This window comes from Burkholderia sp. AU31652, from assembly GCF_002223155.1.
In the GTDB taxonomy this organism is placed as follows: domain Bacteria; phylum Pseudomonadota; class Gammaproteobacteria; order Burkholderiales; family Burkholderiaceae; genus Burkholderia.
In genome coordinates this window covers 215,896-229,495 of the sequence record NZ_NKFG01000002.1, presented here as the reverse complement: position 1 = coordinate 229,495, position 13,600 = coordinate 215,896, and the positions used below count along the sequence as shown (strand labels likewise).

At 62.6% G+C, this 13,600-nt stretch carries 11 protein-coding genes and 1 pseudogene; 3 read left to right on the top strand and 9 right to left on the bottom strand.

Translation table 11 applies throughout. The annotated features are described in order from the left end of the window. The first annotated feature begins 4 nt into the window (after nucleotides 1-4). Nucleotides 5-910, top strand: coding sequence for a uracil-DNA glycosylase (locus CFB40_RS02520; protein ID WP_089424393.1), 906 nt, complete (start codon nucleotides 5-7; stop codon nucleotides 908-910). A 117-nt stretch (nucleotides 911-1,027) separates the two neighbouring features. On the opposite strand, the gene CFB40_RS02515 is transcribed toward CFB40_RS02520, so the two are convergent. The 4 genes from CFB40_RS02515 to CFB40_RS02500 form a co-directional block, all read right to left on the bottom strand. Then, nucleotides 1,028-1,624, bottom strand: a complete 597-nt coding sequence (locus tag CFB40_RS02515) for an FMN-dependent NADH-azoreductase (protein ID WP_039362334.1) — start codon at nucleotides 1,622-1,624, stop codon at nucleotides 1,028-1,030. Between the two features lie 147 nt (nucleotides 1,625-1,771). Next, nucleotides 1,772-3,571 carry a M61 family metallopeptidase gene (locus CFB40_RS02510; RefSeq protein WP_089430554.1) on the bottom strand — a complete coding sequence of 600 codons (1,800 nt, stop codon included), beginning with the start codon at nucleotides 3,569-3,571 and terminating at the stop codon, nucleotides 1,772-1,774. A gap of 103 nt (nucleotides 3,572-3,674) precedes the next feature. Further along, nucleotides 3,675-4,403, bottom strand: coding sequence for a DsbC family protein (locus CFB40_RS02505; protein WP_089424391.1), 729 nt, complete (start codon nucleotides 4,401-4,403; stop codon nucleotides 3,675-3,677). Between the two features lie 94 nt (nucleotides 4,404-4,497). Beyond that, entirely contained in the window at nucleotides 4,498-5,676 is a 1,179-nt protein-coding gene (locus tag CFB40_RS02500; RefSeq protein WP_089424390.1) for a UbiH/UbiF family hydroxylase, read from the bottom strand. Nucleotides 5,677-5,922: 246 nt separating this feature from the next. On the opposite strand from CFB40_RS02500, the pseudogene CFB40_RS02495 reads away from it, so the two are divergent. After that, nucleotides 5,923-6,024, top strand: a pseudogene (locus CFB40_RS02495) (GTPase); the annotation flags it as partial. A gap of 320 nt (nucleotides 6,025-6,344) precedes the next feature. Beyond that, nucleotides 6,345-7,373 carry a site-specific integrase gene (locus tag CFB40_RS02490; protein WP_089430553.1) on the top strand — a complete coding sequence of 343 codons (1,029 nt, stop codon included), beginning with the start codon at nucleotides 6,345-6,347 and terminating at the stop codon, nucleotides 7,371-7,373. A 199-nt stretch (nucleotides 7,374-7,572) separates the two neighbouring features. Here CFB40_RS02490 and CFB40_RS02485 read toward each other — a convergent pair whose 3' ends face one another. The 5 genes from CFB40_RS02485 to CFB40_RS02465 all read right to left on the bottom strand — a co-directional run bounded on the left by CFB40_RS02485 (nucleotide 7,573) and on the right by CFB40_RS02465 (nucleotide 13,584). Then, the gene (locus tag CFB40_RS02485; RefSeq protein ID WP_143329805.1) at nucleotides 7,573-8,820 is read right to left on the bottom strand and encodes a hypothetical protein; all 1,248 of its coding nucleotides are present in this window, start codon (nucleotides 8,818-8,820) and stop codon (nucleotides 7,573-7,575) included. 117 nt (nucleotides 8,821-8,937) lie between these two features. Then, nucleotides 8,938-9,459: a hypothetical protein gene (locus tag CFB40_RS02480; RefSeq protein ID WP_143329804.1), complete on the bottom strand. Its 522-nt coding sequence runs from the start codon at nucleotides 9,457-9,459 to the stop codon at nucleotides 8,938-8,940. A gap of 125 nt (nucleotides 9,460-9,584) precedes the next feature. After that, nucleotides 9,585-9,989, bottom strand: a complete 405-nt coding sequence (locus tag CFB40_RS02475; protein ID WP_089430550.1) for a hypothetical protein — start codon at nucleotides 9,987-9,989, stop codon at nucleotides 9,585-9,587. A gap of 79 nt (nucleotides 9,990-10,068) precedes the next feature. Next, nucleotides 10,069-12,981, bottom strand: a complete 2,913-nt coding sequence (locus CFB40_RS02470; protein WP_089430549.1) for a glycoside hydrolase family protein — start codon at nucleotides 12,979-12,981, stop codon at nucleotides 10,069-10,071. 69 nt (nucleotides 12,982-13,050) lie between these two features. Beyond that, nucleotides 13,051-13,584 carry a virion core protein, T7 gp14 family gene (locus CFB40_RS02465; protein WP_179255243.1) on the bottom strand — a complete coding sequence of 178 codons (534 nt, stop codon included), beginning with the start codon at nucleotides 13,582-13,584 and terminating at the stop codon, nucleotides 13,051-13,053. Between the last annotated feature and the right edge of the window lie 16 nt (nucleotides 13,585-13,600).

Genomic DNA, 13,600 nt, shown 5'->3' with positions numbered 1-13,600 from the left:
ACGCATGGCAACCCGCAAGACTTCCCGCGCGCCGCAACAGGCGTCGCTGTTCGATGATCCCGTGCCGGAAACGGCACCGGCCCATATTCCGCCGCCGGCGCCCGAAGCGCCCGCGGCCGGACGCAAGCCCGGCAAGAAAGCCGCCGCTCCGGCTGCGGCCCCGACGGCACCGCAGCCCGTTGCCGCCGACGTCCCGCACCTCGCCGCGCAATTCGACGCGCTGCCGCCCGTCTGGCGCGACGTGCTGAAACCCTTTACCGACAGCGACGCGTACGCGCCGCTGTGCCGCTTCGTCGATGACGAGCGTGCGGCCGGCAAGACGGTCTACCCGACCGACGTGTTCCGCGCGCTGCGCCTGACGAGCCCTGACGACGTAAAAGTCGTGATCCTCGGCCAGGATCCGTACCACGGCGACGATCGCGGCACGCCGCAGGCGCACGGGCTCGCGTTCTCGGTGCCGCCGGCCGTGCGCACGCCGCCGTCGCTGCGCAACATCTTCAAGGAAATCGCCGCTAACTTCGGCCACGACACACCGCGCCACGGCTGCCTCGACACCTGGGCGCGCCAGGGCGTGCTGCTGCTCAACACGGTGCTGACGGTCGAGCGCGGGGCCGCCGCGAGCCATGCGAAGCGCGGTTGGGAGCAATGCACGGACACGCTGATCCGCGAACTCGCCGGCCGCCATCAGGGGCTCGTCTTCATGCTGTGGGGCGCCCACGCACAGGCGAAGCGCGCGCTGTTCGACGCCAGCGCGCACCGCGTGCTCGAGGCGCCGCATCCGTCGCCGCTGTCCGCGCACCGCGGCTTCCTCGGCTGCCGCCATTTCGCGCTCGCGAACGACTATCTGGTCGACGCAGGGCGCGAACCGATCGACTGGCGCCTGCCTGACGTGGCGGAAACGCTCGCGTAACCGCCGCACCGCCGTTCGTTCGCCACGGCAGCCAGCATGCAAAAACGCCGCGCCCCTTTCGGGACGCGGCGTTTTTTTATCGGGCGACGCGGCAGGTGCGACGCACCCGCATCGACCTTACGCGGCGGCGATCGCTTCGCGTGCGCCAGCCAGCGCTGCACTTTGCGCATCCGCGCCGAGGTTCAGGCCTTCCGCGAAGATGAAGTTCACGTCGGTCATGCCGACGAAGCCGAGGAACGTGCGCAGGTACGGGGTCTGGCTGTCGTTCGGCGTACCGGCGTACTTGCCGCCACGAGCCGTCACCACGTGAACCTTCTTGCCCTTGATCAGGCCTTCCGGACCGTTCTCGGTGTAGCGGAACGTGACGCCTGCACGTGCGATCCAGTCGAAGTACGTCTTCAGTTGCGACGAGATGCCGAAGTTGTACATCGGTGCGCCGATCACGATGATGTCGGCAGCTTGCAGTTCGGCGATCAGTGCATCGCTCTTCGCGACGATCGCATTCTGTTCCGCGGTGCGCTTGTCGGCCGGCGTGAAGAACGCGCCGAGCACCGATTCGTCGAGGTGCGGCAGCGCATCGGCCAGCAGGTCGCGAACCACGACGTTCGCGCCGGGGTTCGATTGTTGCAGCTTTGCCGTCAGTTCGTTGGCCAGCAGCGTGGATTGCGCACCTTGCGAACGCGCGGCGGAATTGATTTGCAGAATGGTCGTCATGTCAGGCTCCAGTAGGGTTGCGCTTTGGTAGCGCGAGTGACGCCATTGTGCGTGGCCGCATGATCGCGAAAAAGCGGGTTCAGGGCGACGGATTGTTGCAGCAGCAGAACAATCTTTGATCGTGCCCCGATACCCGCTTCCGACCGTTCACCCTTTCAGCCAGGCCTCTCGGGCCTTCGAGACCGCAGCCGGCTTCGCGGCCGCCGTCAGCCGGTAGCGCGTGACTTCCGGGCCGTCGAGCTTCAGTTTCGCGGTGCGCAGCTCGTCGCGCCGGAACGCGTGAACCTCGACCTTGTCACCCGGCCGGTAGCGCGCGAGCAGTGCGTCGAGGTTGGTGCCCGTGACGCGCAGCCCGTCGACCGCGATCAGCGTGTCGCCGGCCGACAGCCCCGCGCGATGTGCGGCGCCGCCTTCGTAGACGGCCGCGAACGTGCAGTCCGCGCCGCCGCGCAGGCGCGCGCCGATCGTCGGCTTCGCGAGCGCGCCGTTCGCCACATCGGGCGCGAGCGTCACGCCGAACGGTGCGAGCAGTTCGGCGAGCGGCAGGTCGCGCGTGCCGTGCACGGCATCGGCGAACAGGCGGCCGAGCGCGACGCCCGTCGCCTCCTCGATCAGCGCCTCGACTTCGTTCTCCTCGACGCCTGCCTGCTTGCCGCGATAAAAATCGCGGCCGTAGCGCTGCCACAGCAGGCGCATCACGTCGTCGAGCGACTTCTTGTTGCGCGTCTGCGCGCGGATCGCGAGATCGAAGGCGAGCGCGACCAGCGAACCCTTCGTGTAGTAGCTGACGATTGCATTGGTCGCGTTCTCGTCCTGGCGGTAGTACTTGATCCACGCGTCGAACGAGCTTTCGGCGACGCTCTGCTTCAGGCGCCCCGTGCCGCGCAGCACGCCGCCGACCGTTCGGCCGAGCGCCGCAAAATATTCGTCCTGCGACATCAGCCCGCTGCGCACCAGCATCAGGTCGTCGTAATACGACGTGAAGCCTTCGAACAGCCACAGCAGCGACGTGTAGTTTTCCTTCGACAGGTCGTACGGCACGAACGCCGCCGGCTTGATGCGCTTCACGTTCCACGTATGGAAGTACTCGTGGCTGCAGAGCCCGAGATACGTGCGATAGCCTTCCGTCGTTTCGGGCCGCCCCTTCACCGGCAGGTCGGTGCGGTTGCAGATCAGCGCGGTCGACGCGCGGTGCTCGAGGCCGCCGTAGCCGTCGCTGACCGCCAGCGTCATGAACACGTAGCGGTCCATCGGCGCTTTCTTCGATTTCGGCTCGAACAGCGCGATCTGCGCTTCGCACACGCGCTTCAGGTCGGTGCGCAGGCGCTCCAGGTCGAGCTGCGTCACGCGCCCCGCGATCACGATGTCGTGCGGCACGCCGTGCGCGTCGAACGTCGCGAGCGCGAATTCGCCGATCGTCACCGGATGGTCGGAGAGCTCGTCGTAGTTCGCTGCGCGATATGCACCGAACCCGTAGCGCTTGGTGCCGCGCGCCTCGGGCAGCGACGTACCGACGCGCCATGCGCGGAACGCCGCACCGGCCGGCTTCGCGATGTCGACTTCACACGGCGCATCCTCGCGGCCCGCAACGCTCAGGAACACGGCCGTCGCGTTGAAGAAGCCGCCCGACTCATCGAGATACGCGGAGCGCACCGACAGGTCCCACGCATACACGTCGTAGCGCAGCGTCAGCGTGCCGTTCACGGGTGCGGCCTGCCACGTGTGCTTGTCGGTCTTCGCGATCCGCACCTTGCGGCCCGCGTCGTTGAAGGCGCCGAGCGTCACGATGTTGCGCGCGAACTCGCGCACGAGGTAGCTGCCCGGAATCCACACCGGCAACGAAAAGCGCTGGCCTTCGGGGTCGGGATCGGTGACCGTCACCGACACTTCGAACAGGTGCGCGGCAAGATCTTTCGGAACAATCGAATAGCGGATCGGCTGAGTCATCGTGGCAATCGGTCGGTCGAATACGGCGGCGGAAACGAAGAGAGGCGCCGGCAGATGCGGGCGCCCCTCGCTGGCCAGGCCATGCGGCCCGGCGGGTGGTCGGTTACTTGCTCGAGGCGAGCGCCTGGTTGAGCTGGTCGGCCGACACGGCGCCCGGCAGGCGGCGGCCGTCCGGCAGGAAGATCGTCGGCGTGCCCGTGACGTTCATCCCACGGCCGAGTGCGAGGTTCTTGTCGAGCGCGGTCGTATCGCAGGTACCGGCGCCGGACGGCGCGCGGTGGTCGAGCATCCAGCCCTGCCACGTTTTCGCGCGATCGGTCGCACACCAGATCGCCTTCGACTTCGCGGTCGAATCCGGCGACAGCACCGGGTACAGGAACGTGTAGACGGTCACGTTGTCGACCGACTGCAGCGTCGTCTCGAGCTTCTTGCAATACGGGCAGTTCGGATCGGAGAACACCGCGATCTTGCGGGCACCGTTGCCCTTGACGACCTTGATCGCATTCGCGAACGGCAGGCTCGCGAAGTCGATCTTGTTGATTTCGGACAGGCGCGCGTCGGTCAGGTTCTTGTGCGTCTTGGTGTCGACGAGATCGCCGAGCAGCACGTAATCGCCTGCCGCATCGCTATAGATGATCTGCGAGCCGAGGTTGACTTCGTAAAGGCCGGCGACCGGCGCTTTCGACACGCTCTTGATCGGCGCGTCGCTGCCGAGGCGGGCCTGCAGCGTTGCTTTCAGCTTGTCGGTGGTCTGGTCGGCCTGCGCGGTGCAGCCAAGCGTCGCCATCGTGACGGCCAGCGCCAGCGACGCGATGCGGATCGTTTTTTTCATCGAATTCTTCCTTCAGCTCAATCGGAGTGCACGGCACAGTGTACGCCGTAACGGAACCGTGTCCGACCGGCGAAGCGGCCGAAGGTTCGATCGATCAGCCGAGCGCGGCTGATACGAGCCAGCGCTTTACCAGCGGCTGCGCGCCGACGAAGGCCATGCCCGCGTTGCGCACGGCCTTCGCGAGCGAGCCCGGCACCGCGAATAGCCGCTGCAGCCCGTCGGTCGCGACCATCAGCGCGCGGATGTCTTCGCGACGCGAACGCTCGTAGCGACGCAGCAGCACCGTATCGCCGAGGTTGCGGAAGCTTTCCTTGCCTGCGATCGCGTCGGCAAGCGCCGCGACGTCGCGCAGGCCGAGGTTCATCCCCTGCCCCGCGAGCGGGTGGATCAGGTGCGCGGCATCGCCGACGAGCGCGACGCGCGGTGCGATCAGCTTGTCGACCGTCTGCAGCGCCAGCGGGAAGCCGGCAGCCGGCGTCACGCAGTCGAGCGTGCCGACCTGGCCGTGCGACACGCGCTCGACTTCGGCCGCGAGCTGCGCCGGATCGAGTGCGAGCAATTCGTCCGCATGCGCGGTGTGCGCGGACCAGACGAGCGACACATGGCCGTCCGGCAGCGGCAGCAGCGCGACGATCTCGCCTTCGTGGAACCACTGGTAGGCGGTCTCGCGGTGCGGCAGCGATGCCTTGAAGTTCGCGACGACGCCGGTTTGCCGGTAGTCGCGCCGCTCGACCTTGGCCCCCATTTGCGAGCGTACCCACGAATGCGCGCCGTCCGCGCCGACGACGAGGTCCGCTTCCAGCACCTGTCCCGACGACAGCGTGAGCACGGCCGCGTCGTCGCGCACGTCGAAGCCCTGTGCGCGCGCATCGAACCACGTGAGGTTCGGCTGGAACCGCAGCGCGGCGTCGAGCGACGCCTCGACCAGCGACGATTCGGCGATCCACGCGAGCTGCGGCACGGACGCCTGGTACGCGGAGAAATGCAGTTCCGCGTGCGCGTCGCCATACACGCGCATGTCGTAGACCGGCGCAAGCCGGCTGTGATCGAGCGCCTGCCAGACGCGCAGCCGCTCGAGCAGCGCCTGCGAACTGGAGGACAGCGCGTAGACGCGCGTGTCGAAGGCGAGATCGGCGGGGCGCGGCGTGGCCGGCTGGGCGAGCAAGGCTGTCTTGTAGCCGGACTGGGTCAGCGCGAGCGCGGCCGTCTTGCCGACGAGCCCGCCGCCGACCACGGCGACGTCGAAGGTGTGGTGGGCAGTCATGGCGGGCATTATAGCCGCGGGGCCAAACCCTTACGCGGCCGGACTTTGCGGGAAATCAGCAGAATCGCAGGCCGATGCGGCAGCGCGGCGGCCCGCCGCATCGGCCGTTCGGCGCCCGCCCGGATTCCGGGGCGTCGGCACGGTACAATAGCGACTTTGACCGTCGGCCCGCCGCGCCCCACGCGCCGGCCGCCCTTTTTTCCCGCGCCGCCGTGCCCTGTCCGGCCGCGCCGCCTTACCCGTCCGAAGGATTCCATGAGTCTCAAATGCGGCATCGTCGGCTTGCCCAACGTCGGCAAGTCCACCCTGTTCAATGCGCTGACCAAGGCCGGCATCGCCGCCGAGAACTACCCGTTCTAACAGCGGGGCTCGCTTCTTCCTTCGAATCAATCGGTTAGGCAACCGAGCAAAAAACCAGAGACAAAACTAGTACAAAATCTGGACGCACCTGCCGCCCTCTTAGCGGCCTCCTGATGATAGCGAATTGAGATGCTTTCGGAGCCGGCGCGTGTTGTTTTTTTTGGCTTCGTGAAGCATGCGGGAACCTGCGCACTGAGTGCTCCACTAGAGGATTGCTGCCCCAGCTCAAGCGGTTATCCACTGTACCCCACGGGGTTACGCAAGGCCCTATCCCATTGCTACCGTGCATCCCCTGACAATCAATCAGAGAGGCAGCAATGGAACACATCACCGAACTCCCTAGCGGGCGGTTTCAGGCCCGCATATCCTACTCGGACAGGAAGGTAAAGACGCGCAGCTTTGCCACTATTGAAGAGGCCGAGCAGTGGCTACAGGATCATCTTCCAGGAAAGATGCTCCCCGTTAGAACACCGATCAACCAGCAAGCGAAGGCGACCACGTCTGTCGTGCAGCTCCCAGCCCAGAGCAGCGACATCACGCTAAGGGAGGCCCTCAACAAATATGCGCAAGAGGTAACGCCGCTCAAGAAAAGCGCCCGTACCGAGATGAGCGTCATCAATCAATGGCTCAAGCATCCCCTAGCAGACCGCCCCTTTTACAGTATCAGGGGCGCAGACTTGACCGCGCATATGAATCAGCGCTTAGCGCGCGGCATCGCAATTGCCACCATACGCACCGAGATTGCATTGATCTCCCACTTATACGAAGTTGCGCGTACTGACTGGGGCTATGAGGACCTGCAAAACCCCAGGAAAGCCATGCGCAGAATCAAGCAGGGGAACGTTAGAGACCGCCGCCTTCGGCCCGGGGAGTTAGACAAGCTCATGGCGTGGTGCGACCGGAACGGAGACCAATGGCTCAAGGTCGCCATAATTGTCGCGGTGGAAACAGCGATGCGAAGTGGTGAGATAGCCACGCTCACTTGGCAGAACCTCAACCTGGATAGTCAGCTTGCATATCTCCCCGACACCAAGAATGGCACACCCCGCACGGTCCCTCTGTCACGTGCAGCAGTGGCAGCCCTCCGAACACTCCCAGTGAACCCCGACCGGTACGTATTTGACATCCTGAGGGGCAGCATAGCGCGGCGCTTCAAGCCAGCCCGCATTGCTTGCGACATGGAGGATTTCAAATTCCACGACTTCCGGCATGAGGCAGTATCTCGCCTATTCGAAAAGGGATTCAACATGATGGAGGCTGCGGCCATCAGTGGTCACAAGACTCTTCAGATGCTCAAGCGCTATACGCACCTGGACCCTAGGAGCCTGCTCACACGGCTCGGTTAGTGCCGCTCCTTACGCGCCCTACTAAGGTGGCTGAGGGTGAACTAATGATATAGGGAGAGAGGTGGGTGGGTGTGTGCTCGTGAGTATTGCCCATCACAGACCCACACTCAGTCAGCCCAGTGAAGCACGCCGCAGGGGCTTCAGTAGTCAGCCTGAAGATTGACCTATGCTCCGCTACTGGATTCCATGCGGTCGGCCATCAAGCAATGCTCACTGCTGCATCCAGCCCAGTATGGGCTTGAAACTCTTCTAGCATGATGGCCTTGGCCTCCCCCACACGACCGGCAGCCACGATAGCAGCATCGTGAACGGGTAATGCGACGGTGCCAGCGGCCTTCATGCGCAGCAACGCAGAGACCATAATCTGGCTTTCTTGGAACATGACCGCCAAACCTCTCTGTCTATGGAAGTGGTCAGCAATGGCCGGGTGGTGTCTCAGGATTGCGCTACACACGCTTGTCACCTTGGCTCCCCGTGGGAAGAGTTCCCGGGTCTTCGCAGGGAATCTGACGAGCGGAGCGCCGGTGTTGATCATCGCCGCGAATAGTTTCTTGATTCCATCTCGATTGGATTCGTAGCCGGGGACAGCATACGCATCGCGGTCCATCTTGGTCGCGGCCATGCCGTAAAGGATTCGCGGACCGACTTGGCTGAAGTCCAGCTCCACCGCCTGCTCTCCGTCGATAATCAAGCCCTTTCGCTCGGCCTTGGTCATTCCCTGCCAGAAACCGCCAAAGAGCCGTCCGCCCAGTTCAAAGCTGCCCGCGTTGAAATAGCGCTTAAGATACCGATTCCCTAGGTCTACGCCCTGCCCTGATACACCGGCCATCTTGATGTCAGCACTGCGCAACCATCCATTAATCTCGCGCACCTGCTCACGGTATCTGTTGGTCTCGTCGGTGTCCGCATACTCCAGTCGCTCCGGGTCACTCCAATGGTCTTCCCGTGCCTCTTTGAGGACAATGACCTCTTCCCCCTCCAGCCTGTCAAAATCGTCCCAACCAATGCCAAGGCGGAATGCCTGAGCAAGTAGTGCTTCGGAAGCTCTGAACGTCGTCTGCGGGCCTCGCGCGAATGCTGACGGCTCACCCTTGCGCTGCTCCAGAAGTCCCACTGAAGCCCCGGAAAGGGCATCCAGTACGGTGGCGATACTGGCTCGCAGCACGGGAGCCCGATAACGGCTTTCTTGTCCGAGCTTCGTTTTTGCTCTGGGGATTGTCACCCACTGCTCCGAAGCCTCCAGCTCGCGATAGATGGCCTCGCACACAAGCGCTTCAACCTGAGCCTCGAACATCTGCTGGTCCACCACGCGCCGTGCCCGCTTCCTCGGCATAGCCGCTTCGACTTTGCTCGTTACATCGCGAACAAGCTCATCCATTTGCTCACTTCCCGAAACCAGGAAGCCGCTGAAGTGCCGGTCGCGCGCCTCGGATTCATCGACCACCACGCCACCCATATCCATCCTCTCTAGAAAAACGAAAGCCCCCACCTAAGTGAGGGCTCAAATTGATTTGATGCCATTCGTTGCGCGCGCATCTTTCCTTGAAATTCAGGCGAATCTTGACTAGCCTGCTACCGGCAGGCTACGCAGCGACCGACGTTCATGAAGCGCTCCACGTCGCTGAATACATTCTTCGATGGTCTGGTCGAGCTTGGCCAGGACGGCCGGCTGACTTGCTACCAGTGCTGCCCTCTCTGCCTCCCGCTTATCCTTCGCTGCCTTGCGCGCCCTCTCCCGCCTCTTCTTTTGCTGAGGCGTAAGTGGCTGCTTAGTCAGAGCTTTGGTCAGCTTCCCGTCCCTCTTGAGCTGCTTGATTAGCTCCTGACCGGCTGGCGTGACATACAGCGCGTGGCCCCGATCCACCTTGACGCTACGAAACCACTCCGCATCGCCATACCTCCGGGAGCGCTGCTGATAGTGGCCCGCTCTGTGGGTCAGCAGGTCAGCGGCTAGAAGGTCCTTGAAGATGGCCACGCTGTTGAGTCCGCCCAGGCTGCGGACGAACGCGCTGATTTCCGGGAGGTCTGGCGGTGTGGTGTCGCTGGGCGCATCGGCATCGCATGCGGGCGTCTTCGCGGAGGCCATAGGCTGCACCTCAGCCTCTATAGGCCTCCCGCCGTTAGCTAAGCAGGCATGCTGAGCGGCCAACGCATGAGCCTTCGCCTCCACCAGCTCATCCTCCCCTTCCCACGGAAGCAGCCCTGCGTTACTCACGCGCCCTCCTTTGCTTCGCCGCTGTGCTCGATGAAGGCCACGTGACCCAGGCCCTCCAGCACCGCCAGTTCCCTGGCCAGTTCCTGCCGGTCAAATCCGGCCAGCGCCAAGAACTCATCAGAGATTCCCGTGTGCTTCCCGAACCCAGCCACCTGAAGCTCATCCCGATGCCTCTCCCAGCCAGGGAAGCCCCACGCCCAACGCGCTGTGCCTTCACGTTTCGCGATGGCCACGGGTGGGTTACTGCGGATAATTGATGCGAGCTCGAAGGGGCTCTGAGCTCGAATGGTTGTGCCGTCATCGTTGAACACTGCGGCCCCGTCCGTAGCCGTAGCGACTACAGACAGCAGCGGCGCAAAGGCTCCATCGAGAGCCATGAGGGTTTCGTTACGTTGGTTCATAGGTTTCCTGAGGTTGAAAAAGAAAAGCCGCCCTCACCATCACTGGCGGGGCGGCATGGGTGGGAGCGGATGGACAGGGCTATTTCGCAGTTCGCTTTGCTTCCGCGAGCCCCTGTGTCCAGGCTGAGATACCGTTAATCATCAGAGAACGAAGATTGTTCCTACGCTGATCTTCGCGGCGGGTGCCATCGTCAGCCAAGTAGGTGACTTTCAGCGCTTCGTTAAAGCCCCCGATGTCCTTCCGAGCAAGAGCTCCAATAGCCTTTTGGAATTGCCCCACATCTCCGACCTGATACGCCACATCAGTCAGTGCAGCACGCTGACCCGCACTAATCGTGTACCAAAGCCCCGGACGCGCGGCGTCTACAGCTTGCTTGGCTCGCTGCTCGTAACGCGGCAGTGATACCTCCAGGAGCCGCGCGGCCTGCTCAGGGGTAATCTGAACGGTGCCCGCCTTGATACCGTCGATGCGGTCGGTGGGAATGCCAGCGCGGCGGAAGTCTTCCCCGATGGTTGCGTCATTTGCCCTGAGGTTGTAGCCGTAGCCGACATTCAAGCCCGCCTTAGGGTTCGGGTCAGGCGTTGCCTTGAGTACCAGCCCCTCGCCCATAGCAGTAAGCGAAGCTGCCAAGCTGGTGGATTCGAGTGGATTGAGGCGATTGACGCTGAAGAGGAAATCTTCAGCCTGCTTCACCTGAATCTTCGAACCTTGGCCGGTGAGGCGAGAACCTGACAGCCCCGCAAAGCTCGCGGGCGTGGTCGGAAAGTTGAATACGTTACTCAGCGCTCCATTGAAAGCTCCCTCCCGAACCTTCGCAATTTGCCCACGCATCGTGTCGTTGATCTGGTTGAGGTTGTACGCCTTCGCGAGCACTGCGGAATTCTCGATGAGGTCCTGAGAAGTAGCCGTGTTGGTTACGAGTTTCTGATGCAGCATGGACATTACCGCACGCTCATCCTTCGTCAGGAGCTTGGTGTCAGCCGTCTCCTGCATGATCTGGCTGAACGTAACATCCGCCAGTTTGTGAACCGGCGCACCGTTGATGAATGCGGCCAGCGTGTACTTACCATCCTTGCCGTAGATGAGGCCGGGGCTGTTGTCTTCCCCGTACTTATCGCGCGCCTTCTCTAGATAGTTCGTAATGGCCTCCTGCGTCTTTTCATTCGCCTGATTCGGAGGGACTTGAAGGTCCATTTTGTTTACCGAGTCGTAAACGAAATTTGACTGAACCTGTTGCTGAATCCACGCCTTGGCTTGATCTTGCGTGGCGCTTGGGTTGCGCAAGTAGTAGTCGTGGAGCTGAAGGCGTGCCCATGTACTGGTTGCCTCTTCGTTTTGCGGTGAACCTCCGAAAAGCCTCCCGACGATCCAGACCCGCTGAAGCAGTCCGGTAGTTAGTCCGGATACATCTTTGGCCACCTGAGCCTTCCATTGCGGATCACTGGTGAGCTCATTCGCGCGCTTCTGCGCTTCAGGCGATAACGTCCGATACGCCGTCTCGTATGCCGTTCCATCTGACACACCAGCCGCAACCTGCTTCGTATATGTACGGAACAGATTGCTTGCCTTCTCGTCAAAATAGAGCGCCCGCATTTGGTCCGGTAGATGAGCATAAAGGGACGCGGCAATCCTAAACTGGCTGGAAATCCACCCGTCGCGCGTTGGGGCAGCATTGACCGTCCCATCAATGAGAGCCTTGAGCTTGCTGTTTGCGATGTCGCTGCGGCCGGACAGAGACGTAGTACGGATGATTTGATCTACCGCTTGCTCCACGGCTGGCACTCTTGAAAAATCCCCCGATTCGACAGCACTAGCAGCACCTAGCATGGCCCGCACTGCTGGCTCCTGGATTGAATCAAGCGCTGCCTGAGCCTCCTTTTGGCCTAGAGCCCAAGCGGTCCCCGTGCTAACCGCGCGCACTGCTTGCTGAGCCTGCAACGCGCTATCAGCCATGCTCTGAAGCCGTCGATACTCGCCCAGAGCCGCGCTTGCGCTCTTGAACTGATTCAGCGGGCCGATGCGGTTCACGAAGTCATTGATGTCCGGCTGCTTGCCCTGACTCGCTGCCTCTTCATCCGCCACGGTCCTCTTGAAGAAGTCCGTCTGCTGCGACTGCTCGATGCGCTGGTTCTGCTCTTCGAGAGCCCGATGCTGGAGGCGGGTGGCTTCAGATTGAATCTTCGGGTTCATCTGCTGGAGCGTCAGGCCCGTGTGAGGGTCCTTGAACTGCGTGAACAGGTCGAACAGTTCCGGCCGGCCACCGGCTTGCGAGGAAAGATTGTTGATCTTGTCCAGGAGCATGTCGGCCATCTCCGGGCGGGTCATCATGCCCATCTGACCACGCATCGGTTCCAGCGTCTGCTGAACCCCATCCCACATCTGCTGGAGGCTCTTGGTCGGGTCCAGGACGCCATCAGCGACGGCGGAGAAGTTGCCGAATGCGGTTTCCTTCAGACGCTGGAACTGGACCTGAGCGTAATCCTTGCGGACACTATCGGCCGTCGTAGCGACGCTTTTGGAGACCTGATCGACAATCGCGGGGTCAGTGAGGCCAGCTGTATGCTGCGCTACCTGCTCGTGGAGGAACTTCTCTGGGTCGAACCCATCCTGGTTCTTGTGCTCCTGATAGGCGCTCAGGATGTCCGTCTGTACCTGATTGCCAATCTTCAGACCGACCGCGTTGCGATAGCCCTGAGCGAACGTATCGGTGAACGCGGGGTCCACGCGGGAGTCAGCGGACGGAGGCGGAACCTTGATACCTCCGGTCTGCGCGTCGATGAGCCCAGCGTCACTGAGCTGGCCCGCTGAGGTGCCTGCTTTGAAGGCCTGAGTGGCGTCCTTCTGGTTCTCCAGGTTGACGTACTCCTGGAGTGCAGGATTGAACGTCTGGAGCCCCGTAAGGAGCCCGTGAAGGGTTGAGTCCTGCTGCGGTGCTGCGTAGGTATCGACAGGACGCTCTTGAGGCTGAGCGAAGACCTGACGGCCCGTCACGGGAACCTCAGGGCGGCTGGTGATGGACAGAGGGGGGTTTGGTGATTGCGGCATGGTGGGATGAGGTCGTTAGGTCGATGACCCAGGCATCTTGAAACCGTAGGTGTTGGAGCCTGGGACTCCGCCCGTAACGCGGTTCTTGATGGATTCCTGGGAGGTGTATGCGCTGAGTGCGCCACCGGCAATCTGGAGGCCTGTACCAATGAGGCTCGGCTGTTGGATGCTGGCCGTTCGTGAGACCGCTTGTGCGTAGCTGCCATTGAGCTGGCTGACCATCTGGCGCTGCTGAGAAAACGCGTTGGCCTGCATGGCCGCAATGTCCTGTCCAGCGTTGAAGTTCGCTTCGTTCGTCACGCGGTCATTGCTGCCGCCACCGTTGGTCCCAGAGTCAGCCGCTAGGGCCTGAAGGTGTCCCGTTTCGACCATCGCTTGGCGAGCTCGCTCAGACATCTGCTCGGCCGCTGCTTGACCCTGCTGGGTCATCTCGTTTCGGGTCTGCGTTACCTGCGAGTCGTAAGCAGCCTGGGCGGCGTCACCCTGGCGCTTCGCTGCTTGGCTCTGCCCCACATAACCGGCAATCGCAGTAGCCGCGCTGGCTGCCATGCTGGCCATAGTGAGG

Excerpts from the sequence above, each read along its gene's own strand:
- CFB40_RS02520 (WP_089424393.1), top strand. The coding sequence starts at position 5 with ATGGCAACCCGCAAGACTTCCCGCGCGCCGCAACAGGCGTCGCTGTTC.
- CFB40_RS02515 (WP_039362334.1), bottom strand. The coding sequence starts at position 1,624 with ATGACGACCATTCTGCAAATCAATTCCGCCGCGCGTTCGCAAGGTGCG.
- CFB40_RS02510 (WP_089430554.1), bottom strand. The coding sequence starts at position 3,571 with ATGACTCAGCCGATCCGCTATTCGATTGTTCCGAAAGATCTTGCCGCG.
- CFB40_RS02505 (WP_089424391.1), bottom strand. The coding sequence starts at position 4,403 with ATGAAAAAAACGATCCGCATCGCGTCGCTGGCGCTGGCCGTCACGATG.
- CFB40_RS02500 (WP_089424390.1), bottom strand. The coding sequence starts at position 5,676 with ATGCCCGCCATGACTGCCCACCACACCTTCGACGTCGCCGTGGTCGGC.
- CFB40_RS02490 (WP_089430553.1), top strand. The coding sequence starts at position 6,345 with ATGGAACACATCACCGAACTCCCTAGCGGGCGGTTTCAGGCCCGCATA.
- CFB40_RS02480 (WP_143329804.1), bottom strand. The coding sequence starts at position 9,459 with ATGGCCTCCGCGAAGACGCCCGCATGCGATGCCGATGCGCCCAGCGAC.
- CFB40_RS02475 (WP_089430550.1), bottom strand. The coding sequence starts at position 9,989 with ATGAACCAACGTAACGAAACCCTCATGGCTCTCGATGGAGCCTTTGCG.
- CFB40_RS02465 (WP_179255243.1), bottom strand. The coding sequence starts at position 13,584 with ATGGCAGCCAGCGCGGCTACTGCGATTGCCGGTTATGTGGGGCAGAGC.